Raw genomic sequence first — 23,291 nt, forward strand, 5'->3', positions numbered from 1 at the left:
GGCGCTCCTTTCGTTATGCCCCGTTTTTCAGGCCTTCAAGATACTCCCAACGTTCGAAGGCTTGCTCAAGTTCTTGCTCCGCCTGACTTAAATCGGCCAGAACTTTCTGCGTTTGCTCATGGGGTTGGCTAAAAAAGGCCGCATCCGCAACCTGCGCCTGTAGCGCTTCCAGCTTCGCTTCCAGGTCTTCAAGCTGACCGGGTAACTGCTCCAGCTCGCGCTGCAGTTTATAGCTTAGTTTGCTACTGCCACGTTTTACAATTTCTGCTTTAGGGGCAATAACTTCCTCATTTTTTTTCGCCATCGGCTGTTTCGTCGCCAGATGCTGCTCTTGCTGCGCACGCGCATCATGGTAGCCGCCGATATAACGTCCGATTTTGCCGCCGCCCTCGAAAATCCAGCATTCCGTCACGGTATTATCGACAAATTGCCGATCGTGGCTGACCAGTAGTACCGTGCCCTGATAGCCATCAATTAATTCTTCTAATAGTTCCAGCGTTTCGACGTCAAGATCGTTCGTTGGTTCATCGAGAATTAAAAGATTGCTCGGCTTGAGGAACAGTCGTGCCAGCAGCAGACGGTTACGTTCGCCGCCGGAAAGCGCGCGGACGGGCGTCATCGCCCGTTTGGGGTGAAACAGGAAGTCCTGCAAATAGCCCAGTACATGGCGCGGCTTACCGTTTACCATCACCTCTTGCTTGCCTTCCGCAAGGTTATCCATCACGGTTTTTTCCGGATCCAGTTCGGCGCGATGCTGATCGAAGTAGGCGACTTCCAGCTTCGTTCCCACGTGAATGCGCCCGCTGTCAGCCTGAAGCTGTCCCAGCATCAGTTTCAGTAGCGTGGTTTTACCGCAGCCGTTCGGGCCAATTAACGCAATCTTGTCGCCGCGCTGTACCTGAGCGGAGAAATCTTTTACCAGTTGTTTTCCTTCTACCTGGTAATCGACGTTTTCCATCTCAAAAACGATTTTACCGGAGCGCGTCGCCTCTTCGACCTGCATCTTCGCCGTGCCCATCACTTCCCGGCGCTCGCTGCGTTCACGACGCATCGCTTTTAACGCCCGCACGCGCCCTTCATTACGGGTGCGGCGCGCCTTGATACCCTGGCGAATCCAGACTTCTTCCTGCGCCAGTTTGCGATCAAATTCCGCGTTTTGTAATTCTTCTACGCGCAGCGCTTCTTCTTTCTCCAGCAGGTATTGATCGTAATTTCCCGGATAGGTGACCAGTTTGCCACGATCGAGATCGACAATGCGGGTTGCCATATTGCGAATAAACGAACGATCGTGAGAGATAAAAATAATCGTTCCGTTAAAGGTTTTCAGAAACCCTTCCAGCCAGTCGATAGTTTCGATATCCAGATGGTTAGTCGGTTCATCCAGTAACAATACGCGCGGATTGCTGACCAGCGCCCGACCCAGCGCGGCTTTACGCAGCCAGCCGCCGGAGAGCGACGACAGCGCGGCGTTAGGATCGAGTCCAAGCTGCTCCAGCACTTCATTAATACGGTTTTCCAGCTGCCACAGATTATGATGATCGAGCTGTTCCTGTACGCGCGCCATTTCATTGAGGTTTTTCTCGCTGGGATCGGTCATTACCAGACGGGAAATCTCATGATAGCGCTTGAGGTATTCCGCTTGTTCTTCGATACCTTCGGCGACAAAGTCATAGACGCTGCCCGCAATATTACGGGGCGGGTCCTGTTGCAGACGCGCGACGATCAGATCCTGCTCATAAATAATACGCCCATCGTCCAGACCCTGTTCGCGGTTGAGGATCTTCATCAAGGTGGATTTCCCGGCGCCGTTACGCCCCACCAGACAGACGCGTTCGTTATCTTCGATATGCAACTCTGCGTTATCGAGAAGCGGCGCGTCGCTGAACGACAGCCATGCGCCATGCATACTGATTAATGACATTTACTTTTCCTTTCAGGCGGCGCGGATCAGCCAGCAGTTATGAATCTGACGGTTACGGGCAAAATCCGGGGAGAGCGTTTTTTGCGTAATTTCTTGTGCGGTAAGCCCCAGTTCCGCCAGCCCTTCCAGATCCATACGGAATCCGCGCTTATTATTTGAGAACATGATGGTGCCGCCTTTACGCAGCAGGCGTTTTAAATCTTTCATTACCGCGACATGATCGCGCTGAACATCAAACGACTCTTCCATACGTTTTGAGTTAGAGAACGTCGGCGGATCGATAAAGATCAAATCGAACTGTTCATTCGCTTCGCGCAGCCAGCCCAGGCAGTCGGCCTGAATCAGGCGATGCGCGCGGCCGCTCAGTCCGTTCAGACGCAAATTACGTTCGGCCCACTCCAGATAGGTGCGGGACATATCCACCGTTGTGGTGCTGCGCGCGCCGCCCAGACCCGCATGTACACTGGCGCTGCCGGTATAAGAAAAGAGATTCAGGAAATCTTTGCCTTTGCTCATTTCTCCCAGCATTCTGCGGGCAATACGGTGATCGAGGAACAGACCGGTGTCGAGATAATCCGTCAGATTTACCCATAAGCGCGCATTATATTCGCTGACCTCAAGGAACTCGCCCTTCTCGCTCATTTTCTGATACTGGTTTTTTCCTTTTTGCCGTTCGCGGGTTTTTAACACCAGTTTATTCGGCGCAATACCGAGCACTGACAAGGTTGCCGCAATAATATCGAACAGACGTTGCCGCGCTTTTTGCGCATCCACCGTTTTCGGCGGCGCATATTCCTGAATCACCGCCCAGTCGCCGTAACGGTCTACCGCCACGTTATATTCCGGCAGGTCGGCATCATACAAGCGATAGCATTCAATCCTTTCCTGGCGCGCCCATTTCTCCAGCTTTTTAAGATTTTTACGCAGGCGATTAGCGTAATCTTCCGCCACCGTCGCCGGCTTACTGTCCGCCGTGGTTTCCGCAATATGATAGTTTTTCTGCACGCAGTCCAGCGGGCCATTCTTGGCTTTAAACTGTTTGTCGGCACGTAATTGCAGGCTGCCCAGCAGATCGGGCGAAGCGCTGAACAGCGACAGGTTCCAGCCGCCAAACTGATTTTTCATGGTACGGCCCAGCAGGCTGTGCAACGCAATCAGCGCCGGTTCGCTGTCCAGACGTTCGCCGTAAGGCGGGTTACTGATCACCGTACCATACGGGCCTTTCGGCAATGGATTACTCAGTTGCGCCACATCTTTCACTTCAAAGGTGATAAGCTCGCCGATACCGGCGCGACGGGCATTGCTGCGCGCCCGCTCAATGACGCGCGCATCGCTGTCGGAACCGTAGAAATGAGAGGAATACTCCGCCAGTCCCTTACGCGCCCGGGTCTGCGCTTCGGCTTTCACTTCCTGCCAGATAGTTTCGTCATGCTGCGCCCAGCCGCTAAATCCCCAGTGACCACGGTGCAGTCCCGGCGCGCGATCGGTCGCCCACATCGCGGCCTCAATCAACAGTGTCCCCGAACCACACATAGGGTCGAGCAGCGGCGTACCTGGTTGCCAGCCGGAGCGCATAACAATCGCTGCCGCCAGCGTCTCTTTAATTGGCGCCAGCCCGGTGCGATCGCGATAACCGCGCAGGTGCAGGCCATCACCACTGAGATCCAGCGCAATGCTGGCAGTTTCTTTATTCAGCCAGACGTTAATACGGAGGTCCGGCGATTCGCGGTCCACATTTGGACGCGGAAGATTTTTCCGCGTAAACGCATCGACAATCGCGTCTTTAACTTTCATCGCGCCATACTGACTATTACGGATGGTGTCGTTCAGGCCGCTGAAATGCACCGCAAACGTCGCGCCAGGATTAAAAATCTCTGTCCAGTTTATCGCCTGAACGCCGAGGTAAAGATCGAGATCGCTGTAGACCTTGCACTCACCCATCGGCAGGATAATACGCGAGGCCAGGCGGCTCCACATCAGGCTCTGGTAAATAAGCCGCGTGTCGCCCTGAAAATGGACCCCACCCTGAACAACCTGACACCCTACGGCGCCCAGTTTTTCCAGTTCAGTTTTTAACAGCTCTTCCAGCCCGCGGGCCGTACTGGCAAACAGAGAATTCATATTGTCACTTTTACGCTAAGAAAATTGTTGCGCATTATAGCTAATCTCACGCCCATGTCATAAAGTTGAAGGCTTATTTTCATTTGAGGGACTGTACGGTGGCGACGTTATCACGGCTCTTTATTCATCCGGTCAAATCCATGCGCGGCATTGGCCTGACTCATGCGCTGGCAGATATCAGCGGCCTGGCTTTTGATCGCATCTTCATGGTGACCGAGCCTGACGGCACATTTATTACCGCCCGCCAGTTTCCACAAATGGTACGTTTTACCCCTTCTCCCTTACACGACGGCCTCCATTTGACCGCGCCAGACGGCAGTAGCGCGCTGGTTCGCTTTACGGATTTCACCCCGCAGGATGCGCCGACCGAGGTCTGGGGAAACCATTTTACCGCTCGCGTCGCCCCGACGGCGATTAATCAATGGTTGAGCGGCTTTTTCTCCCGCGATGTCCAGTTGCGCTGGGTTGGGCCGCAGTTGACGCGCCGGGTCAAACGACATAACGCGGTGCCGCTGGGATTTGCCGATGGCTACCCGTATTTATTGACCAACGAAGCCTCGCTGCGCGATCTGCAACAGCGTTGTCCGGCAGGCGTACAAATGGAACAATTTCGCCCAAACTTAGTGGTTTCCGGCGTAGCGGCCTGGGAGGAAGATAGCTGGAAAGTGCTTCGCATTGGCGATGTGATTTTTGACGTCGTGAAGCCCTGTAGCCGCTGTATTTTTACAACCGTCAGCCCTGAAAAGGGGCAAAAACATCCTTCCGGAGAACCGCTGGCGACACTGCAAGCTTTTCGTACCGCCCAGGACAATGGCGATGTGGATTTCGGTCAGAATCTGATTGCCCGCAATAGCGGCGTCGTTCGCGTCGGCGATGAAGTGGAGATTCTGGCGACAGCTCCGGCAAAAGCTTATGGCGCCACAACGGTCGACGACAGCGTTACGCCAGATAAACACCCGGACGCGAGTGTAACCATCGACTGGCAGGGGCAAACCTTCTGCGGGAATAATCAACAGGTACTACTGGAACAGTTGGAGAATCAGGGGATTCGTATTCCGTATTCTTGCCGGGCTGGTATCTGTGGTTGCTGCCGGATACGTTTGCTGGAAGGCGAAGTAAGTCCGCTGAAAAAATCGGCTATGGGTGACGATGGTACGATTCTGAGCTGTAGCTGCGTGCCTAAGACCGCGTTACGACTGGAAAATTAAACCGCTTGTTCAAGGCTGAAACTGTGACAGTGAACCTGCGGTTTCAGCCTGTCGTTCATAATTTTAATCGCATCGCCAAGCTGCATGGTTCGGCCTGCTATCACCACACCCGGCTGGGCCAGCAGACACAACGCGGCATTTTCTCCCGGCTCAACGACCAGCAAATTAACCTGTTCCGCCGTATCGCTTAACCAGACGCTTGCGGCATCACCCGTTCCTGGGGTCCACATTTCGCCATGCGCTACAAAATGCCAGCTTTTTGGCATCTGCGGTTTGAGATAGCGAATCGCCACCAGCGCATTCAACACCAACTCCGCGCGTTGCTCTTTGGTTAATTCGAAATCCCGGCATTTTTCTTCAAAGGAAAAATAGAGCGCGGCATCATCCACACAAAAACCGGTCGGGCAAAACGCGTCCGGCGTAAGCATTTTACGAGAGAAGCGCGAGCGAAAAAGCATACCATTGGCGAGATCGAGCATCATACGATCGTGCTCTTCATCATAATACCAGCGCCAGTTATCGTCAGGTTTAATTCGCATTACCTCTCTCCCGCTTTTAAGCAACTCGTAACAGCATTGTCCTTTTGCCGCTTCGTTTATTACCCCAATAATAAAAGCCTAAAATGTCTAAATAAGCAACAGTGGAGAAATATAAAACAACCAGCGCCGGAAATAAAGCCCTGGTTGTCTGATAAAGGCTAAAGTTTAGATGTGCGTTACGATTTCTTTAATCAATGGCGGGCCTTTAAAAATAAAGCCGGAATAAATTTGTACCAGCGTAGCTCCTGCCGCTATCTTCTCGCGCGCGGCGATAACTGAGTCAATGCCGCCGACGCCGATAATAGGCAATTGTCCTTTTAACTCCTGGGATAAACGGCGAATAATTTCTGTGCTTTTTAATTGTAATGGCCGGCCACTTAATCCCCCCGTTTGCTGGCAATTTTTCATTCCTTGTACCAGAGAACGATCGAGGGTGGTATTTGTCGCAATCACTCCATCAATATTATGACGAAGCAGGCTATCGGCAACCTGGATCAATTCCTCTTCACAAAGATCCGGCGCGATCTTTACTGCCACCGGCACATATTTATGGTGGATCGCCTGAAGATCGTTTTGCTTATTTTTAATGGCAGTTAACAGATCGTCCAGCGCATCGCCATACTGGAGCGTCCGTAGCCCTGGCGTATTCGGCGAAGAAATATTAATGGCGATATAACCCGCATAAGCATAGACTTTTTCCATACAAATCAGGTAGTCATCTTTGCCATTTTCGACAGGCGTATCTTTATTTTTACCGATGTTAATTCCCAGAATACCATCAAAATGGGCTTTTTTAACATTCTCGACCAGGTTATCGACGCCCAGATTATTAAAGCCCATCCGATTGATCAGACCTTCAGCATCCACCAGACGAAAAAGACGCGGCTTATCGTTACCCGGCTGTGGGCGCGGCGTCACGGTGCCGATTTCCAGGGAGCCAAACCCCATCGCGCCTAACGCGTCGATGCACTCCCCGTCTTTATCCAGACCGGCAGCCAGCCCCAGTGGATTTTTAAAGGTAAGTCCCATGCAGGTAACCGGCTTTGTCGGTACTTTCTGGCGCACCAGCGCTTCCAGCGGCGTACCTGTAATGCGGCGTAATTGTTGAAATGTAAATTCATGAGCGCGCTCTGGATCGAGCTGGAAAAGGGCTTTACGAACGAAGGGATAGTACATGAACTCTCCTGGATTCCCGGTGTGCAAACCGGGGGCGTATTATGGGCGATAACAAGGCAAAAGGGAATTGACCTACGGCAATAAATAGCAATCGTTTTCCTTCATTCTCACTTCACGTTTCGCCAGCGAGCGTCATCGTCCGGCAAAAAAATGCCCGGCAGCGCTAACGCTTACCGGGCATGTCTTACCTCTTTATAACGGATACTGTCAGGCTAACGCTTTAGTTATCTTCTCGTACAGATCGCCGGAAAGATTCTCCAGCCCTTTTAACTGCTCCAGCGCCGCGCGCATTTTCTCCTGACGCTTATCATCATAACGTTTCAGACGAATCAGCGGTTCAATGAGGCGAGATGCTACCTGCGGGTTACGGCTATTCAGATCGGTCAGCATCTCGACCAGGAACTGGTATCCGCTACCGTCTTGCGCATGGAACGCCGCCGGGTTGCTGCCAGCAAACGCGCCAATTAATGAACGGATGCGGTTCGGGTTGCTCATACTGAAAGAACGGTGTTTGAGCAGGCCGCGTACGGTTTCCAGTACATTTTCCGCCGGGCTTGTGGATTGCAGGATAAACCATTTATCCATCACCAGGCCGTCCTGATGCCACTTATCGTCATACTCCTGCATCAGCGTATCGCGGCACGGCAATTGCGCCGCCACCGCAGCAGACAGGGCCGCCAGCGCATCGGTCATATTATTGGCGTCGCGATACTGTTTGCTGACCAGCGTATTAGCCAGCTCCGTCTCGCCGAACGCCAGGAAGCGCAGGCAAGCATTGCGCAGCGTGCGCTTACCGATATCGCCGTGATCAACACGATACTCATCCACATGATTGGCGTTATAGATAGCCAGGAACTCATCCGCCAGTTCTGCCGCCAGCGTACGCGTTAGCGCTTCACGAACTTGCGCAATGGCGATCGGGTCAATGACCTCAAACAGCTCCGCAATTTCATTGGCCGAAGGCAGCGTTAAAATTTCTGCGGCCAACGCCGGATCGATTTTCTCATCCAACAGTACTGCGCGGAACGCATCAGCGACATGCACCGGAAGCGATAGCGGTTGCCCCTGCTGATGACGCGCCACATTCAGTTTAATGTATGTGGCCAACAGACTTTGCGCCGCATCCCAACGGGAGAAATCATTGCGCGCATGGCGCATCAGGAACGTCAACTGCTGATCGCTCCATTTATATTCCAGTTTCACCGGCGCTGAAAACTCGCACAGCAAGGCCGGAACAGGCTGGAAGTAAACATTATCGAAGGTAAATGTCTGCTCCGCCTGAGTGACGTTCAGCACGGCGTTGACCGGGTGACCACCTTTTTGCAACGGAATGACGTTGCCTTCGTTATCGTACAGTTCGATGGCGAATGGAATATGCAGCGGCTGCTTCTCCGCCTGATCCGCCGTCGCCGGAGTGCGCTGGCTGATGGTCAACGTGTACTGCTCGGTTTCCGGATTATAATCATCTTTTACCGTTACAATCGGCGTGCCGGACTGACTGTACCAGCGGCGGAAATGGGACAAATCGACATTAGAAGCATCTTCCATCGCCTGTACGAAGTCATCACACGTCGCGGCGCTGCCGTCATGGCGCTCAAAATAAAGCTGCATCCCCTTCTGGAAATTTTCCTCACCCAGCAACGTGTGGATCATGCGAATGACTTCCGCACCCTTTTCATAAACGGTGAGGGTGTAGAAGTTATTCATTTCGATTACTTTATCCGGGCGGATAGGATGCGCCATCGGGCTGGCGTCTTCCGCGAATTGTAAACCGCGCATGGTACGCACGTTACTGATGCGGTTCACCGCGCGTGACCCCAAATCAGAGCTAAACTCCTGATCGCGGAACACGGTTAGCCCCTCTTTCAGGCTCAACTGGAACCAGTCGCGGCAGGTGACGCGGTTGCCGGTCCAGTTGTGGAAATACTCATGACCTATCACGCGCTCAATATCGAGATAATCTTTATCCGTCGCGGTATCGGTTCGCGCCAGCACGTATTTGGAGTTAAAGATATTGAGACCTTTATTCTCCATCGCGCCCATATTAAAGAAATCCACCGCGACAATCATATAGATGTCGAGGTCATATTCGAGCCCAAAACGCGTTTCATCCCATTTCATGGAATTTTTCAGCGAGGTCATTGCCCACGGCGCGCGATCCAGATTGCCACGGTCAACGTACAGTTCTAATGCGACTTCACGCCCGGAGCGGGTGGTAAAGGTATCGCGCAGCACGTCAAAATCACCGGCCACCAGCGCAAACAGATAACACGGTTTCGGGAACGGATCTTGCCACTGAACCCAGTGACGGCCATTCTCCAGTTCACCCTGCGCAACACGGTTGCCATTGGAAAGCAGGAACGGATATTTGCTTTTATCGGCAATAATTTTGGTGGTAAATCGCGCCAGTACGTCCGGGCGGTCAAGATACCAGGTAATATGGCGGAAGCCCTCCGCTTCACACTGGGTACAGAGCGCATCGCCGGACTGGTACAATCCTTCCAGCGCCGTATTCGCCGCCGGACTTATCTCGTTGACAATGCGTAACGTAAAACGCTCTGGCAGGTCGCTGATGATAAGCGCGCCCTCTTCTTCCTTATATGCTGTCCACGGCGCATCGTTGACGTGGATAGATACCAGCGTTAAATCTTCCCCATCAAGGCGAAGAGGCGCATCAGGCGCGCCATGACGAACAGCCTGGCTTATTGCGGTGACCACGGTTTTTTCGGCATCGAGGTCAAAGGTCAAGTCAATATCAGTAATCTGGTAATCCGGCGCGCGATAGTCATGGCGGTATTTGGCTTGTGGCTGTTGTGTCATAAAAAACCTTTCGCATCTTTGTGTAGAGTGTCGACTCCAGTCTATTCCTGTTGCGCAAATCGCGCTACGCAGAATGTTCATCTTTTCAGGCACAAACGGCCTATTTGCTACATTTTTATAACATGGGGCACGAAATGCGCTCGACCCTAAAGACAGCTTATGGTGTGATCGGGGTTCAATAAATCGCTAAACAAGGTATACTCCAGCGGTTTTCTTAGTTGTTTATTGTACTAAACGCTCCCGTGAGAGGACGCAACAGCGCACCTATGACACAATTCGCTTCTCCTGTTCTGCACTCGTTGCTGGATACAGATGCTTATAAGTTGCATATGCAGCAAGCCGTTTTTCACCACTACTATGATGTGCAGGTAGCGGCTGAGTTTCGTTGCCGTGGCGACGACCTGCTGGGTATTTATGCCGATGCTATTCGCGAGCAGGTGGACGCGATGCAGCACCTGCGCCTCCAGGAGGACGAGTTCCAGTGGCTCTCCGGCCTGCCCTTTTTTAAACCGGATTATCTGAACTGGTTACGCGAGTTTCGCTATAACCCGGCTCAAGTCTGTGTCACCAACGATAACGGCAAGCTGAATATTCGCTTAACCGGCCCGTGGCGTGAAGTCATTATGTGGGAAGTGCCGCTGCTGGCCGTGATCAGTGAGCTGGTTCATCACTACCGCTCGCCAAACGCGGGTGTTGATCAGGCGCTCGACGCGCTGGAAAGTAAGCTGGTTGATTTCACTGCGTTAACCGCCAATCTCGATATGTCCCGCTTCCACCTGATGGACTTCGGCACCCGCCGCCGTTTCTCTCGTGAAGTGCAGCAGGCGATAGTTAAACGTCTCCAGCAGGAGTCATGGTTCGTCGGCACCAGCAACTATGATCTCGCGCGTCGCCTGGCGCTGACGCCGATGGGCACTCAGGCGCACGAATGGTTCCAGGCGCATCAACAAATCAGTCCGGACCTGGCGACCAGCCAGCGTGCCGCGTTGGCCGCCTGGCTTAACGAATATCCGGACCAGCTTGGTATCGCATTGACAGATTGCATTACAATGGATGCGTTTTTACGCGATTTCGGCATTGAATTCGCCAGCCGTTATCAGGGGTTACGCCACGACTCAGGAGACCCTGTCGCATGGGGCGAAAAGGCGATTGCCCATTATGAAAAGCTGGGGATTGATCCGCTGACAAAAACGCTGGTCTTTTCAGATAACCTTGATCTGCCAAAGGCGGTCGAGCTCTATCGCCATTTCGCGTCTCGCGTGCAGTTAAGCTTCGGCATCGGTACCCGCCTGACCTGTGATATCCCTCAGGTAAAACCGCTCAATATCGTGATTAAGCTCGTGGAATGTAACGGAAAGCCGGTGGCTAAACTTTCCGACAGCCCCGGTAAAACGATCTGTCATGATAAAGCGTTTGTGCGCGCGCTGCGTAAAGCGTTCGATCTCCCGCAGGTGCGTAAAGCAAGTTAACCATGCCTGTGCGAAGCGCCCGGAAAGTGGGCGCTTTGTTACTCTTCTGACCATCTTACCTGTTCTGGCCGCGATGGTTACTCCTCTTTCCCTTCACTCTTCGACATATTTACGTGCGTGATTTGCGTTGTTTTTACAGAATTAGTGTCCCGCTGTGTACGCGTTCTGAATATATTGAATTCGCTAATAAATTCTTTACGCAGCAAGAACAGAGCAATTACGTTGGGGATAACCAGAAAACCGACAGCAATATCAGCCATTAACCAGATTACCGGGATTTCCATATTAACGGCAATCAGTGGCGGCAAAAAATATAGCCATTTAATGATGCGTTCTAGCTTATCGCCAAAGATATAGTTTATTGAAGTGCGAAATTTAATATATGAACCAAGATAAGAAGTAAACAGAATCAACACCACACCGAGACAGAGAACCTGAACAATAATCGGATGCCATGTTTCTTTTAAGGCGGCAAAGATAATCTGAATACCTTGATAACTGGCGTCTGTCCACATACCAGAAGCAAGTACAGCAAATGCGGTAAAGTTACAGGTAATCATTGAAACAAAAAATACTTCCACTGCCCCCCACATTCCCTGACGGAAAGCATAATCCACGTTGGCAGTAGCATGTACTGTGGCCGAGGTACCCATGCCGGCTTCGTTAGTGAATATTCCGCGACTGGCTCCTTTACTGATGGCCATCATGATGGTTGACCCGACAAAGCCACCGGCTGCTGGCGCAGGGGCAAAGGCATAATAGAAAATACTTTTTATAACCTGTGGGATAGCCTCGATATTCAATACCACTACACCAGCGGCACCAATGAAATAGGCAATGGTGATCGGTGGAAGTGCAATCGTACAGAATTTACCAAGACTGGCGAGTCCTTTTAAAATAACCAACGCGCCTACGATGACAATAAATCCCCCAATGACGCTTGTTGGGATGTCAAACGTATAGTGAATGACCGCCGCCATCGTATTAGTTTGCACAAAACAGGCATCCGTAATAACCAGAATCATTAATGCAAACGCATATAATCCTGCCAGGGGATGCCATTTTTTATTGAGCCCTTTCTTAATATAATGCATTGGGCCGCCATAATATTCGCCATTCTCACCTTTACTTCGGTATTTCACCGCCAGCGTCACTTCAACCATTTTGGTCATCATACCCACGACCGCAATGATCCACATCCAGAAAATTGCCCCAGGTCCGCCAACCGCAATAGCCGCAGCAACACCTGCGATCGTTCCCGCGCCTAATGAGCCGGATAGCACAGTGGCAGCCACCTCTATTGATTTTAAGGATTTTTTAGACGCTGCCTCGCCAGTAGTGTTTTGTTTATTTTTTCCGGCAAGTGTACCAATTGTATTACGGTAAATTTCTTTTAAATTGATAATCTGGAAAAATTTGAGGCGTACTGTAAAATAAAAGCCAATGCCGATGACACACAAAAATAATGGGCCACCCCATAGAAATTCAAAGAGTTGTGAAAGTTGCTCTAACATAATGACCTCGGATTTAAATTAATTCGTTCAGTCTCAGAAATAATCTTTCCAGTTCAGCGTAATCCTGAATTTTGCCAAAAACACTAAACTGGAAAGTCAGCGGGTAGGAGCATCCCTTACTCACTAAATGCCGTTTTAATGGTATATTGTTATGAAGTTTTGCTTCCTGCATTAGGTTTATTATGCGTATAAAAAACGCGTTTTTTACATGCTGCCTTTATTATCTAATTTTTTAGTCGTAATGTTTAAGCACTGCGTCCGTTCCAGACTATATCTTCATAAATATCTGGGGACGTATCGCCTTCGGTGCTAATAAGCAAAACATGAGCACTGGCATCAAGCTGTAAGCGATTAGCAAGATCCTGATAATGCATATTGTTCATCAACTCATAAAGTAACCCTACGCCAATAGCTCCGGACTCGCCGGAAATAAAAGGCGTATCCGTACCTGGACGCGGCGCGGCAGAAATGCGCATACCCTTAGCCGCCAGACAGTCATCAGCGGAAATAAAACAACTGGTGTTGTCCCGAATAATAGGCCAACTGATAATATTCGGCTCCCCACACGCAAGCCCGGCCATTATCGTCGCCATATCGCCAGTGACGCAGTGAGGTTGACCATCATCCATAACTGCGGATTGATAAAGACAGTTGGCCTGATGCGGCTCAACCACAATAATATTGGGGATATTTTCCTGCATTTTTTCAACAAAATAACCCATAACACTGCCAGCAAACGATCCCACCCCCGCTTGTAAAATAAGATGGGTTGGCAACGGACTGTTTGTTTCTGCGAGCTGCTCATAAGCTTCAACCGCTAGTGTCATATAGCCTTGCATAATCCACGTTGGGATCTCTTCATACCCTGTCCAGGCTGTATCCTGCAAAAGTACCCAGCCTTTTGTTTGCGCCATTCTATGGGCCAGTCGCACTGCATCATCGTAGTTCAGATCGGTGATGGTGCATTCAGCTCCATGATGGCGAATATTCTCTGCCCGGATTAACGATGATCCCTTAGGCATATAAACGACGGCTTTTAGACCTAATTGCTCCGCCGCCCACGCCACACCACGGCCATGATTGCCATCCGTCGCGGTAACAAAAACACAATCTTTAATTTTTTCTTTAATCTCAGGAGTGTTAAGGGCAGCAAAACTTAACGAGTTAATATCACATTGCAATTTATCAGCGAGATATTTTCCTACAGCATAAGAGCCGCCCAGACCTTTAAAAGCATTCAGGCCAAAACGCCAGGACTCATCTTTAATATGGATGGACCCTAGTCCAAGCCGCCGGCTTAGATGCGCCAGATTATGTAACGGCGTAACGGCATAATTGGGTAATTTTTTATGAAATGCTAACACCTCACGCCCAACATTTCCGTTAAGCAAACTTAAGGCCGCTCCTGTACCATATTTTTTCCGACGTGTATTAAACTGGTATTTAATAAGCTCATGCATAATGATACCTTTTGTTAAAGTTTATTTATTGAAATAATACGTTTTTGACAATTATTGAGTAGAAACAAGTAAAGAACTCGCGTTTTGTGGCTGTAGTAGTGGTTATCCTCACTTTAATAAACGTACTGATAAAAGAGTCGCACAATATCTATTACGTCCTTTTCTTTATTCCACTGATTATGATAGTACTATGCTTATTGCTGTTAAATGGCGCGAAAATGCCCATCGTCGTGCAATTTTCACCTTTTTTTAACGGCCTGGACGCGGCAAAATTGCGCACAGTGATAGTCATCACATTAAAGAGGTTATTTGCGATATGAAGCTTGACGCCTGGGATAAAAACATTCTGACATTATTGCAGCGCGATAATCGTCTTTCTCAGCGGGAAATCGCCGAACAGGTCAATCTTTCACCTTCGGCAGTGAATCGTCGTATCGCGGCACTGGAGGAGGCGGGCATAATTAAAGGCAATGTCAGCCTTATTGATGCTGGCAAAGTGGGACGCCCGGTCACGATTGTGGTGCAGGTGGTGATCGAAAACGAGCGATTCAATTTACTGGAAGAGGCTCGTCAACGGTTTGTCAGTTGCCCGCAGGTGCAGCAGGTCTACTACGTAACGGGCGATTTCGACTTTTTACTGGTGCTCAATGTTCGTGACATGGCGGAATATGAAGCGCTTACCCGTGAGCTTTTCTTTTCCTCAGGCAATATTAAGTCTTTTAAAACGATTGTCGTGATGCAAAACGCCAAGCAAGAGATGCGCGTCCTGATCGAGTAACGTGCGCAAAGCTTGTAAAACCAGCCTAAATTCTCAATGGTTCGCGAGCAGGTGCGAACTTTTTACAGGTTTCTTTCTGAAAACCTGCTTCCAGATGCGATTTCTGCTTGTCTGATTGCAGATGCCAGGTAACATAGGAATACCCCCATTTCGGGTGGACAAGTGTTTATTTTTTCCGACTATTAACTAGAGAGAATATTATGAGCGTTGTGCCTGTAGCCGACGTACTCCAGGGCCGCGTAGCCGTTGACCAAGAAGTCACCGTGCGCGGATGGGTGCGTACCCGCCGAGATTCAAAAGCTGGCATCTCCTTCCTCGCCGTTTATGACGGTTCCTGCTTTGATCCTGTACAGGCTGTCATTAATAATTCTCTGCCCAATTATAATGAAGAAGTATTACACCTGACGACAGGCTGCTCCGTGGTAGTAACAGGTAAGGTTGTCGCGTCGCCGGGACAGGGGCAAAGTTTCGAAATCCAGGCCACGAAAGTAGAGGTCGCAGGCTGGGTGGAAGATCCGGATACCTACCCGATGGCGGCAAAACGCCATAGCATTGAGTATCTGCGTGAAGTCGCGCATCTGCGCCCGCGCACCAACCTGATTGGCGCGGTAGCGCGCGTCCGCCATACTCTGGCGCAGGCGCTGCATCGCTTCTTCGATGAGCAGGGTTTCTTTTGGGTCTCTACCCCGCTGATTACCGCTTCCGATACCGAAGGCGCTGGCGAAATGTTCCGCGTTTCAACGCTGGATCTGGAAAACCTGCCGCGTAACGACCAGGGCAGAGTAGATTTTGACAAAGACTTTTTTGGCAAAGAATCATTCCTGACCGTCTCCGGCCAGCTCAATGGTGAAACCTATGCCTGTGCGCTGTCCAAAATCTATACTTTTGGGCCGACCTTCCGCGCGGAAAATTCCAACACCAGCCGCCACCTGGCGGAGTTCTGGATGCTGGAGCCGGAAGTGGCGTTCGCCGATCTGGAAGACAACGCCCGTCTGGCAGAAGCCATGCTGAAATATGTCTTCAAGGCGGTTCTGGAAGAGCGTGCGGATGACATGAAGTTCTTTGCCGAACGCGTGGATAAAGACGCTATCGCTCGTCTGGAGCGTTTTGTCTCTACCGACTTCGCTCAGGTGGATTACACCGATGCGGTCGCCATTCTGGAACGCTGTGGTAAGACATTTGAAAACCCGGTGTTCTGGGGCGTCGACCTCTCTTCCGAACACGAACGTTATCTGGCGGAAGAGCATTTCAAAGCGCCGGTAGTGGTGAAAAACTATCCGAAGGAAATTAAAGCGTTTTACATGCGCCTTAACGAAGATGGCAAAACCGTGGCGGCTATGGATGTGCTGGCGCCGGGAATCGGCGAAATCATCGGTGGTTCCCAGCGTGAAGAGCGTCTGGATGTGCTGGATGCCCGTATGGCCGAAATGGGGCTGAATAAAGAGGATTACTGGTGGTATCGCGACTTGCGTCGCTACGGTACTGTACCGCATTCCGGCTTTGGCCTGGGCTTTGAACGCCTTATCGCTTACGTCACGGGTGTGCAAAACGTGCGCGATGTTATTCCGTTCCCACGGACCCCACGCAACGCCAGCTTCTGATTTTTACGTCACACTCAAGGCCAGCTATGCTGGCCTTTTTTTTCGCCTGAATGTCAGTTTTATTCTCAATAAGTAAATAAATTTAATTACAACCCTCTGAATTACAACATCTTGTTACTGTATATTTCACGAAAATATTTACACATAAAAATTAATCCTTAATTTTATTGCGGATTAGATTTTTCTGCTCTAATAGCACAATTTTTCACCACAATTTCGGACATCAAGACTTCTAAATGGCTATTTTTATGAAATAGCTCGTCTGCTGCTTTTTCAGGCACAACGGTGCCACAAGCCAATAATTACAATAAAATCATAGTGATAAAAGAAAAACGATCAAATCAAAGCGAGAACTCAGGGGAAGTTTGACGTTGTTCACAAAGTTCCGCGAAAATAACATTTGTTTACATATTTTTTCCTTTTGAAACTAAATCTTTATATTTGTAGCACTTTCACGGTAGCGAAACGTTAGTTTGAATGGAAAGATGCCTGTCAGACACATAAAGACACCAAACTCTCATCAATATTTCTGTAAAGTTTTATTGACGGAATTTATTGACGGCAGTGGCAGGTGTCATATAAAAAAACCAATGAGGGTAATAAATAATGATGAAGCGCAAAATCCTGGCAGCGGTGATCCCTGCCCTGCTGGCTGCTGCAACCGCAAACGCAGCAGAAATTTATAATAAAGATGGTAATAAGCTGGATCTGTACGGTAAAGCCGTGGGTCGTCACGTATGGACAACGACCGGCGATAGCAAAAATGCCGACCAGACTTATGCCCAGATTGGTTTTAAAGGGGAAACGCAGATTAACACCGATCTGACCGGTTTCGGTCAGTGGGAATACCGTACTAAAGCAGACCGCGCTGAAGGCGAACAGCAGAACTCGAATCTGGTCCGTCTGGCTTTCGCGGGTTTGAAATACGCGGAAGTGGGTTCAATCGATTATGGTCGTAACTACGGTATCGTTTATGATGTTGAATCCTATACCGATATGGCCCCCTACTTCTCCGGCGAAACCTGGGGCGGCGCCTATACCGATAACTACATGACCAGCCGTGCTGGCGGTTTGTTGACCTACCGTAACTCTGACTTCTTTGGTCTGGTGGACGGTCTCTCTTTCGGTATCCAGTATCAGGGTAAAAATCAGGACAACCACAGCATTAACTCTCAGAATGGCGATGGCGTAGGTTACACCATGGCATATGAGTTCGACGGCTTTGGCGTCACCGCAGCGTACAGCAACAGCAAGCGTACTAACGATCAGCAGGATCGCGATGGTAATGGCGATCGCGCAGAATCGTGGGCCGTTGGCGCGAAATATGATGCAAACAACGTCTACCTGGCTGCCGTATATGCTGAAACCCGCAATATGAGCATTGTTGAAAATACGGTTACCGATACCGTGGAAATGGCAAACAAAACGCAGAACCTGGAAGTGGTCGCTCAGTACCAGTTTGACTTCGGCCTGCGTCCGGCAATCTCGTATGTGCAGAGTAAAGGTAAGCAGTTGAACGGCGCCGACGGCTCGGCCGATCTGGCGAAATATATTCAGGCGGGCGCAACTTACTACTTCAACAAAAACATGAACGTATGGGTTGACTACCGTTTCAACCTGCTGGACGAAAACGACTACAGCTCCAGCTACGTTGGCACCGACGATCAGGCGGCTGTCGGTATTACTTACCAGTTCTGATCAGCAGACCCCTTTGTTTTATGCCTCAAAAACAGGACTTCGGTCCTGTTTTTTTATCTCTCTTAGAGAAAATGTGCGTCTTTCAAAAACAGGCGGGCTTTTTAGCGCTAACGGTTGGCATTTTGTAAATCTGCCGTTAACCTGATAGCGGATTTCCCTTCTGTAACTATAATGGAACCTCGTCATGTTTGAGAACATAACCGCCGCTCCTGCCGACCCGATTTTGGGCCTGACCGATCTGTTTCGCGCCGATGACCGTCCAGGGAAAATTAACCTTGGCATTGGCGTATATAAAGATGAAACCGGCAAAACACCGGTGCTCACCAGCGTTAAAAAAGCCGAGCAGTATTTACTGGAAAATGAAACGACGAAAAACTATCTCGGCATTGACGGGATTCCAGAATTTGCTCGCTGCACTCAGGAACTGCTGTTCGGCAAAGGCAGCGCGCTGATTAACGATAAGCGCGCACGCACGGCGCAAACGCCGGGCGGTACCGGCGCGTTACGCATTGCCGCCGATTTTTTGGCAAAAAATACTCCGGTAAAACGGGTGTGGGTGAGCAACCCCAGCTGGCCGAACCATAAAAGCGTGTTTAACGCTGCCGGCCTGGAAGTTCGGGAGTACGCTTACTACGATGCGGAAAATCACACGCTGGATTTTGAAGCGCTACAAGCCAGCCTGAGCGAAGCACAGGCCGGCGATGTGGTTCTGTTCCACGGTTGCTGTCATAACCCAACCGGCATTGACCCTACTCTGGAACAGTGGCAGGTTCTGGCTGAGCTTTCCGTTGAAAAAGGGTGGCTGCCGCTATTCGATTTCGCCTACCAGGGCTTTGCCCGCGGCCTGGAAGAAGATGCGGAAGGTCTGCGCGCCTTTGCCGCGCTGCATAAAGAGCTCATTGTCGCCAGCTCCTACTCCAAAAACTTCGGCTTATATAATGAGCGCGTCGGCGCCTGCACCCTCGTTGCCGCCGATGCGGAAACCGTGGATCGCGCTTTTAGCCAGATGAAATCCGCCATTCGCGCTAACTACTCCAACCCACCAGCGCACGGCGCGTCCATCGTCGCGACTATCCTGAGTAATGACGCCCTGCGCGCTATCTGGGAACAGGAACTGACGGACATGCGCCAGCGTATTCAGCGTATGCGTCAACTGTTCGTGAATACCTTGCAGGAAAAAGGCGCGAACCGTGACTTCAGCTTTATTATCAAGCAGAATGGGATGTTCTCATTCAGCGGTCTGACCAAAGATCAGGTGCTGCGTCTGCGTGAAGAGTTTGGCGTTTATGCCGTGGCTTCTGGTCGCGTAAACGTGGCGGGCATGACCCCGGATAATATGGCGCCGCTATGCGAAGCCATTGTTGCGGTACTATAAAAAACTGTCGACTGGCGTGACCGATAAAAAAGCCTGCACATTGCAGGCTTTTTCATTCTGCTTACCAGACCGGCATCTCATCTTGCAGGAAGGGATTATGCAGACGCTCGTACCCGAGCGTAGAGAGCGGGCCGTGGCCAGGAATAAAGGTCACATCATCGCCAAGCGGCAATAATTTACGCTTAATAGCGTCAATCAACTGGGTGTGATCGCCGCGAGGAAAATCGCTGCGCCCGACGCCACCTTTGAAAATCACATCGCCGGAGATCAGCAGTTGCGACTGTTCATCAAAGAAAACCACGTGTCCCGGCGTGTGTCCCGGACAATGTAACACCTGTAACGTCACATTCCCCACGCTGACGCGATCGCCGTCGTTCAACCAGCGATCAGGCGTCAGCGGCTGACACTCATCCAGACCAAACATGCGGCTTTGCGCCGGCAGTCCTTGCAGCCAGAACTCATCTTCTTTTTCCGGACCGATAACAGGAACGCCGTAATGCTGCGCCAGTTCACTCGCCGCGCCGACATGATCGAGATGCCCATGCGTGAGTAAAATTTGCATCAACGTCACGCCGCTGGCGTCCACTTCCTGTTTAATTTTTTCCGCGTCGCCGCCCGGATCGACCAGCGCCGCCAGCCGGGTTTGTTCGCACCAGATTAATGAACAGTTCTGGGAGAACGCGGTGACCGGAATAATACGATAGTTCATACTGCTCCTTTGATTAAGCCTCGCTGATTACCAGTGCCGCGCCGGCCCGGTATCAATATGCACAAAGTTACTACGTGGGTAATATCCTACACCACCTGCGCGCATAGATAACGCCGCTTTGCGAATATTGCTCAGCGCCACGCCTTCAATATGAAAATCCATCGCCTGCCCTTTTGTATGGTAGCTTTTTTTCGCTACGCCGCTGCTACGGGCGCGTAATTCATTATTGGTATCAAGAGAACGGTAGCCTGAGATGAGCTGCACAGGTTTACGCGTCCCTAACAGCCCCTGAAGTCGGTAAAGTTGGTCAAACAGGCGGGGATCGATTGATCGGACTTTATTCGCGCGATAGTCACGGAAAAAATGGTTTAACTTTGCTAATTCATCCTGAATGTAGGCTCTTCCATCGAAAAACTCCGCCTTGATTGACTCTCCGGTATGGAGATTGTTTAACGTCAAAATGCGCGGGCGTGGGGTCGAGAGTGTGGCAAACGCTGGCGCGGGCAGGATGGCGGCGCCGAGAGCGACACCACCAAGCGCCAGCAGCTTGCGGCGATTAGCGTCAAATTTGTCCATGATAATCAGGTCTACAGGTCAATGTTATCGTTAATACACTTCTACCTTTAAGCAGACATGATACCGGCTGGCACAGACTTCTGAACGGCCCGGTCGACTTAAAGGTTGTTGTATATGCACTTCTGGCGCACGAAAGGCACCTTAACTGCCGATAAAGCCCGCGTCAAGATGGCCCTCCCCCAGCCACAACGGGGGTCTACAGCGAAACGCCCCGTTGAAGCCAAACATTAGGACAACATATTTACCAGAACTTCTTCATTTACCTGATTAATTGTTCAACCTTTGGCACAATTTGTGCGCTGGATCGCGCTGTGAGATCGTAATTGTAAATATCTGTACGATATTGCATACGTCCATCTGCGCCGACAAACGCGGTCAGATAGTAAAGATTTACTGGAATGTTCTGCCGGATATTGACATACCGCGTGTCGCCTTGCTTCAGGGCGCCTGAGATCCGCGCATCGTTCCAGCCAGCATCCTGCAAGAGCATATTCGCCAGCTCAGAGGCCTTATTGACCCGCACGCAGCCGGAACTTAACGCCCTGGCGTCACGCTGAAAGAGAGTATGGTTAGGCGTATCGTGCAGATAGATCGCATCTGAGCTCGGCATATTAAATTTATAACGCCCCAGCGAATTGTGCGCGCCTGGCGCCTGCTGGAAACGGAACGGAAGATTCGATGGCGTAATGGTGGTCCAGTCAACCTGCCACGGATCGATCGCTTCTTTGCTGTTCCAGCCGCGCATCACGGTGTAGCCATGGCGCTCCAGATAGCCTGGGTCATTCCACACCTTCGGTAAAATGTCTTTACGCGCAAGCGTGGGCGGAACGTTCCACGGCGGGTTCACCACCACATTATTCAGCGCGCTGCTCATCATCGGCGTTTTACGATCGGGACGCCCGACGATCACCCTTGAAGCCAGCACCTGGTTGCCATTCTGATAGTAGACCAGCGAATAAGCGGGAATGTTTACCATAATACCGGTAGAGAGTTCCGCCGGCAGCAGGCGTAAACGCTGGATATTCAGTGCCAGTACGCCTGCGCGTTGCGCGGGGGTCATATTAAGCCAGTTACGCGTCGCCGGGCCAATAACGCCATCCGCCCCCAGCCCTTGCCATGCCTGAAAACGCTTTACCGCCTCGACCAGTTCACGATCGTAGGCGCGTGCCGCCGGAACCGACTTACTACGGCGGGCCGTTTGTTCGTCGACCGGCTGCGCCACCGATGTTTCGTCGACCACGGCGGAGGGGCTGACGACGGCGCTATCAGCAGTGTTATCGCCGGGTAAGGCTATCTTTGGACCGCCATCCAGCATCCCCGTACGCTGTAATATTTCGCGCAGCGCAGGCACATCGTTACTCCATTGCCCCGGGCGCAGCGTCGCGGTATTGGCCAACTGCGGCCACGGGCGAGAGTCCGCCACCAGCTTCAGCAACGCGTCATGCATGGGCGCATACTGTGGATGCTGCGGCGCCAGGCTGGCGACAAACATCGGCAACTGGCCCTCTTCCAGCGCGATTTGCCACTGGTTAATCACCGAGACTGGCGGCGTCGCCAATGCGTAAGGTTTGTTGCTATATAACCAGCGCTGGCCTTTGACGGGGATATTCGCAATGAAATGGAGATAGCCCATCATGGCGTCTGACAACACAACATCGCGCGCCATACCGTTTACGGCGGGATCGGTCAACAATGCCACCCAGGCGGTAAACTGCGGCTGGAATCCGGCAATCGCCACCTCCGCCAACTGTTGCTGGAAGGCTTTCACCGCATCGCGATTATCCCACATGGGCTTCATGTCGCGCGCGGCATACAGCAATGTCAGCTGGCTCATATAGACCGGCGTATAGCCGGAAGGAAGCTGCGACTGTAAATCAGCCCGGACTTTCTCGGCTGAAACGCCCTCCGGCAGCGGCTGAATCCCGGCCATAATCGCCGTCGCGGCGGATTGCTTCTGCGGCCCAGCCTGATCCGTCGCGGCAACGGCGCTATCGCCAGGTATCATTTCAGGCTCATCGGCCTGCGCATTGAACAGTGGAGCGAATGTTACGGCCAGGCATAAACTGATTGCCGACAGACAACGACCACACATCTTATTAAGCAACATCCCTTGCCCCCTGTTTTCGTTATCATACTCCGCATGACTGCGCTGCCCGCAGCGCGGGTCAACCGCAACCAATGCTTTTGTTTAGTATGACGAGTCAGCCTGCTCACTCGTCAGGCTTAACTCCAGTATATAAAGTTCGTTACGTTTTTGCCTAACCTAATGTAAAGAAGTTTAAAGAAAATGCACTACCCGGAGAGATTTTTCAGATAAAGAAAAAGG

Annotated in this window: 16 protein-coding genes; 6 read left to right on the top strand and 10 right to left on the bottom strand. The window is 51.1% G+C overall.

Annotated elements, in window-relative coordinates; genetic code table 11:
- Positions 1 to 13: 13 nt before the first annotated feature.
- Together ACLJPQ_RS01605 and rlmKL are read right to left on the bottom strand one after the other, a co-directional pair.
- A complete protein-coding gene (locus ACLJPQ_RS01605; RefSeq protein ID WP_000053051.1) occupies positions 14 to 1,921 on the bottom strand; it encodes an ABC transporter ATP-binding protein in 1,908 nt (635 codons plus the stop codon).
- Positions 1,922 to 1,933: 12 nt separating this feature from the next.
- Entirely contained in the window at positions 1,934 to 4,042 is a 2,109-nt protein-coding gene (gene rlmKL, locus ACLJPQ_RS01610) for a bifunctional 23S rRNA (guanine(2069)-N(7))-methyltransferase RlmK/23S rRNA (guanine(2445)-N(2))-methyltransferase RlmL (RefSeq protein ID WP_080184690.1), read from the bottom strand.
- A gap of 98 nt (positions 4,043 to 4,140) precedes the next feature.
- On the opposite strand from rlmKL, the gene ACLJPQ_RS01615 reads away from it, so the two are divergent.
- On the top strand, positions 4,141 to 5,250 hold the full coding sequence (locus tag ACLJPQ_RS01615) for a YcbX family protein (protein ID WP_000224079.1): 1,110 nt from the start codon (positions 4,141 to 4,143) through the stop codon (positions 5,248 to 5,250).
- On the opposite strand, the gene zapC is transcribed toward ACLJPQ_RS01615, so the two are convergent.
- The 3 genes from zapC to pepN all read right to left on the bottom strand — a co-directional run bounded on the left by zapC (position 5,247) and on the right by pepN (position 9,785).
- A complete protein-coding gene (zapC, locus tag ACLJPQ_RS01620; protein ID WP_001220671.1) occupies positions 5,247 to 5,789 on the bottom strand; it encodes a cell division protein ZapC in 543 nt (180 codons plus the stop codon). The genes ACLJPQ_RS01615 and zapC overlap by 4 nt on opposite strands.
- 165 nt (positions 5,790 to 5,954) lie before the next feature.
- The gene (gene pyrD / locus ACLJPQ_RS01625; protein WP_000291723.1) at positions 5,955 to 6,965 is read right to left on the bottom strand and encodes a quinone-dependent dihydroorotate dehydrogenase; all 1,011 of its coding nucleotides are present in this window, start codon (positions 6,963 to 6,965) and stop codon (positions 5,955 to 5,957) included.
- A gap of 207 nt (positions 6,966 to 7,172) precedes the next feature.
- Positions 7,173 to 9,785: an aminopeptidase N gene (pepN, locus tag ACLJPQ_RS01630; RefSeq protein WP_080184691.1), complete on the bottom strand. Its 2,613-nt coding sequence runs from the start codon at positions 9,783 to 9,785 to the stop codon at positions 7,173 to 7,175.
- Positions 9,786 to 10,051: 266 nt separating this feature from the next.
- On the opposite strand from pepN, the gene pncB reads away from it, so the two are divergent.
- Positions 10,052 to 11,254, top strand: coding sequence for a nicotinate phosphoribosyltransferase (gene pncB, locus ACLJPQ_RS01635; protein WP_000191404.1), 1,203 nt, complete (start codon positions 10,052 to 10,054; stop codon positions 11,252 to 11,254).
- Positions 11,255 to 11,331: 77 nt separating this feature from the next.
- On the opposite strand, the gene ACLJPQ_RS01640 is transcribed toward pncB, so the two are convergent.
- Both ACLJPQ_RS01640 and dpaL read right to left on the bottom strand, forming a co-directional pair.
- Positions 11,332 to 12,768: an alanine/glycine:cation symporter family protein gene (locus tag ACLJPQ_RS01640; protein ID WP_080184692.1), complete on the bottom strand. Its 1,437-nt coding sequence runs from the start codon at positions 12,766 to 12,768 to the stop codon at positions 11,332 to 11,334.
- 245 nt (positions 12,769 to 13,013) lie between these two features.
- Positions 13,014 to 14,228 (bottom strand): diaminopropionate ammonia-lyase, encoded by a 1,215-nt coding sequence (gene dpaL, locus ACLJPQ_RS01645; RefSeq protein WP_000544857.1) that lies wholly within the window; start codon positions 14,226 to 14,228, stop codon positions 13,014 to 13,016.
- Positions 14,229 to 14,544: 316 nt separating this feature from the next.
- On the opposite strand from dpaL, the gene ACLJPQ_RS01650 reads away from it, so the two are divergent.
- From ACLJPQ_RS01650 to aspC, 4 genes are all read left to right on the top strand, one after another.
- Positions 14,545 to 15,006 carry an Lrp/AsnC family transcriptional regulator gene (locus ACLJPQ_RS01650; RefSeq protein ID WP_000762342.1) on the top strand — a complete coding sequence of 154 codons (462 nt, stop codon included), beginning with the start codon at positions 14,545 to 14,547 and terminating at the stop codon, positions 15,004 to 15,006.
- Positions 15,007 to 15,206: 200 nt separating this feature from the next.
- The gene (gene asnS, locus ACLJPQ_RS01655) at positions 15,207 to 16,607 is read left to right on the top strand and encodes an asparagine--tRNA ligase (RefSeq protein ID WP_000117867.1); all 1,401 of its coding nucleotides are present in this window, start codon (positions 15,207 to 15,209) and stop codon (positions 16,605 to 16,607) included.
- A gap of 606 nt (positions 16,608 to 17,213) precedes the next feature.
- Positions 17,214 to 18,305: a porin OmpF gene (gene ompF, locus ACLJPQ_RS01660; RefSeq protein ID WP_000977709.1), complete on the top strand. Its 1,092-nt coding sequence runs from the start codon at positions 17,214 to 17,216 to the stop codon at positions 18,303 to 18,305.
- Positions 18,306 to 18,489: 184 nt separating this feature from the next.
- Positions 18,490 to 19,680: an aspartate transaminase gene (gene aspC / locus ACLJPQ_RS01665; RefSeq protein ID WP_000462706.1), complete on the top strand. Its 1,191-nt coding sequence runs from the start codon at positions 18,490 to 18,492 to the stop codon at positions 19,678 to 19,680.
- A 61-nt stretch (positions 19,681 to 19,741) separates the two neighbouring features.
- Here the strand turns inward: aspC and ACLJPQ_RS01670 are convergent, their stop codons facing one another.
- The 3 genes from ACLJPQ_RS01670 to ldtD all read right to left on the bottom strand — a co-directional run bounded on the left by ACLJPQ_RS01670 (position 19,742) and on the right by ldtD (position 23,072).
- Entirely contained in the window at positions 19,742 to 20,389 is a 648-nt protein-coding gene (locus tag ACLJPQ_RS01670; RefSeq protein ID WP_001109471.1) for an MBL fold metallo-hydrolase, read from the bottom strand.
- A 27-nt stretch (positions 20,390 to 20,416) separates the two neighbouring features.
- Positions 20,417 to 20,965 carry a YcbK family protein gene (locus ACLJPQ_RS01675; RefSeq protein ID WP_000357052.1) on the bottom strand — a complete coding sequence of 183 codons (549 nt, stop codon included), beginning with the start codon at positions 20,963 to 20,965 and terminating at the stop codon, positions 20,417 to 20,419.
- A 259-nt stretch (positions 20,966 to 21,224) separates the two neighbouring features.
- A complete protein-coding gene (gene ldtD / locus ACLJPQ_RS01680; protein WP_080184693.1) occupies positions 21,225 to 23,072 on the bottom strand; it encodes a L,D-transpeptidase in 1,848 nt (615 codons plus the stop codon).
- Positions 23,073 to 23,291 lie beyond the last annotated feature (219 nt).

This window comes from Salmonella sp. SAL04213, assembly GCF_046550535.1.
In the GTDB taxonomy this organism is placed as follows: domain Bacteria; phylum Pseudomonadota; class Gammaproteobacteria; order Enterobacterales; family Enterobacteriaceae; genus Salmonella; species Salmonella enterica.